We start from the raw sequence: 2,978 nt of genomic DNA, 5'->3' as shown, positions 1-2,978 counted from the left end.
GCACGCCACCGCCCCGCCGGCATCCACGGGAAGCCGCTGAGACGGCGCAGCGATCCCCCGGGCACGCCACCGCCCCGCGGCATCTACCGCACGCCGCTGAGCAGCGATCCCCCCGCACGCCCCCCGCGGCATCCACACAACGCCGCTGAGACGGTGCATCCCTCCGGCACGCCGCCGCCCCGCGGCATCCACAGGACACCGCGGGGCGGAAGCACGCCCGAACGGGTTACAGCGTGCGCGCGAAGGGGTCGAAGCCCTCGTCGAGCAGCGGCACGGGGGCCACGGTGCTGCCGATCTCGAGCGTCCGGCCGGTCGCGGCCGATTCTTCAGCGGACAGCATCACGTCGAGCACGTGGAAGCCGAGCTCGCCCGTGGCGATGTGCGGCCGGTCGGCGGCGATCGCGCGGGCCATGTCGAGCACGCCGAGGCCGCGGCCGACGACGGTGCCCTCGTTCGGCACCTCGATCCACTCCTGCTCGGTCTTCATGCCGTCGCGGAAGACGCCGAGCGGCTTCACGTAGGCGATGCGCCCCTCGAAGCGGTTCGGATCGGGGAGCACCATCGTGCCCTCGGAACCGTGGATCTCGACCACGCCGTGGCGCTCGAGCGCCGAGTCGAAACTCAGCAGGTGCGTGCCGTGCTGGCCGGCCGCGAACGACGTGAGCACCTGCACGGTCGAGGGCACCTCGACCGGGAACGTCTCGCCCGCGCGCGGTCCGGTGTGGATCGTACGCTCGAGCCGCGGCCGCGAGCCTCGTGCCGTCACGCCCGCGATGGGGCCGAGCAGGCTCACGAGCGCCGAGAAGTAGTACGGCCCCATGTCCAGCAGCGGACCGGCGCCGCGCGCGAAGAGGAACGCCGGGTCCGGATGCCACAGATCGGGCCCCTGCGTCTGGAACGACGTCTGCACGAACAGCGGCTCGCCGATGACGCCCTTCTGGATCGCGCGCTTGGCCGACTGGAAACCGGGGCCGAGCAGGGTGTCGGGGGCCGAACCGATGCGCACGCCCGCGGCATCCGCCTGCTCCAGGAGCGTACGTGTCGCGTCACGGTCGAGGCCGATCGGCTTCTCGGTCCAGACGTGCTTGCCCGCGGCGATCGCCGCGGACGACACCTCGACGTGCACCTGCGGGATCGTGAGGTTCACGACCAGGTCGACGTCGGGGTTCGACAGCACCTCGTCGGGGGTTCCGGCGACGGCGACGCCGTGCTCGTCGGCCTTGGCCCGGGCGCGGTCGGCGAACAGGTCGCCGACGGCGACGACGCTCACATCGGGGAACGAGGTGAGGTTCTCGAGGTACGTCTGGCTGATGACGCCGGCGCCGATGATGCCGACTCCGAGGGGCCGGCTCATCGGACGAACCCGCCTTCGGTGAGGAACGCCAGGCTCGCGGCGATGTCGGCGAACACGTCGCCGGGCGCGCGGTCGTACTCGATCACGGCGTAGCGGATGCCGGTGCCGGCGCGCAGCGCGTCGGCGAGCGGGACCTCGCCGGTCCCGGCGTGGCGCTGGTCGAGGCTCGCGGTTGACAGTTCGCCCGCGTCCGGACCCCAGGGGTTGGATGCCGGAACCACGCCGTCCTTGACGTGCACGGCCGTGAGCCGGTCGCCGAGGGCCGCGACGAGGGCGGGCACGTTCTGGCCACCGGTGAGGGCCCAGAAGAGGTCGAGCTCGAGCTGCACGCGCTCGTCGGTGAGCGCGACGAAACGCTCGTACGCGGTCTGGCCACCGAAGTCGGCCACGAACTCCTGCGCGTGGTTGTGGTAACCGACCGAGAGGCCGAAGGTCGCGGCGACGTCGGCGGCGCGGTTCAGGCGCTCGGCGATGTCGGCGACGCCGTCCTCGGTGAGCCAGCGCTCGGGTGAGACGAACGGGTCGATGACGGTCTGGATGCCGATGGTCGCGGCCGCCTCGAACACCACCTCGGGCGCGGGCGTGGGGATCGAGCCGTCGGGCGTCCACAGTTCGTCGCTGAGCAGCGGGGCGTGTCCGGTGGGGGAGGCCAGGCCGCTGGCATCCAGGGCTGCGCGGATCTCGGCGGGGCGATCGACGAACGCGAACGCCTCGACGTTGCGCAGACCGAGCGCCGCGAGCTTGTCGAGCGAACCGGACATGTCGGCCGAGAACTCGGATGCCAGCGAGTACAGCTGCACCGAGGCTACGGGGAGGGAAGTGGGCGTGGTCATGGGGTCCTTCTGCACGTCGTCGTCGGAGGGGCCGGGTGGCCGTGTCGATACTCTAACCTCCATGTGGAGGTTACGCTAGCGCGGCGGAGTGAGGGAAGGTGGGGACATGGCTGACGACGCGACGATCGGACGGCCCGGACAGCGCCGGCGCGGTGTCGAGCGTCGGCAGGAGATCCTCGACCGCGCGATCGAGGTCTTCCGTCAGCGCGGTGCCGACGGTACGTCGCTCCGCCGTATCGCCGAGTCCATCGGCGTCTCGCACGCCGCTTTGCTGCACTACTTCGACTCCCGCGAACAGTTGCTCGTCGCCGTGTACGACCACGCCGCAGCGAAACGCGCCGAGGAAGAGGCCGCTCACCCCGTCGAGCCGGGCGTCGAGGGGATGATCGCCGCAGCGACCGCCAACGTGGAGGTGCCGGGCCTCGTGCAGCTGTACTCCACGCTCGTCGCCGCGGCGCTCGAGGTCGACAGCGGCGTCGGCAAGGAGTACTTCACGTCGCGGTTCGAGCGGCTGCGCGCCGAGCTCGGCGAGATCTTCCGCGCACAGCAGGCCGAGGGGCGCATTCGCGACGACGTGTCAGCCGACCACCTCGCGGCCCTGCTCATCGCCGCGTCCGACGGGCTGCAGATCCAGTGGCTGTTGGATGCCTCGGTGGGGCTCAGCGACACGCTCCGCACGTTCGCGATGCTGCTGCAGCCGCCGCGCGCGGGCTGACGGGAGCGGTGGATGCCGCGGCTGTGGCTGCTGCGGCGGTGGGCTGCTGCGGCGGTGGGGTCGCGCGGTGGGGGTG

General features: G+C 71.8%; 3 protein-coding genes. 1 reads left to right on the top strand and 2 read right to left on the bottom strand.

What is annotated here, in order from left to right:
• Nucleotides 1–226 precede the first annotated feature (226 nt).
• Nucleotides 227–1,354: a Gfo/Idh/MocA family protein gene (locus tag LQV45_RS23420; RefSeq protein WP_230009046.1), complete on the bottom strand. Its 1,128-nt coding sequence runs from the start codon at nucleotides 1,352–1,354 to the stop codon at nucleotides 227–229.
• Nucleotides 1,351–2,187 (bottom strand): sugar phosphate isomerase/epimerase, encoded by an 837-nt coding sequence (locus LQV45_RS23415; protein ID WP_230009045.1) that lies wholly within the window; start codon nucleotides 2,185–2,187, stop codon nucleotides 1,351–1,353. Before LQV45_RS23415 ends, LQV45_RS23420 begins: the two co-directional genes overlap by 4 nt.
• A 106-nt stretch (nucleotides 2,188–2,293) precedes the next feature.
• Between LQV45_RS23415 and LQV45_RS23410 the strand changes: the two genes are divergently transcribed.
• Nucleotides 2,294–2,902 carry a TetR/AcrR family transcriptional regulator gene (locus tag LQV45_RS23410; protein ID WP_230009044.1) on the top strand — a complete coding sequence of 203 codons (609 nt, stop codon included), beginning with the start codon at nucleotides 2,294–2,296 and terminating at the stop codon, nucleotides 2,900–2,902.
• Nucleotides 2,903–2,978 lie beyond the last annotated feature (76 nt).

This window comes from Microbacterium sp. Bi128 (assembly GCF_918698205.1).
Note: the sequence above shows the minus strand (reverse complement) of the source record. Positions and strands in the feature narration are given on the sequence as shown.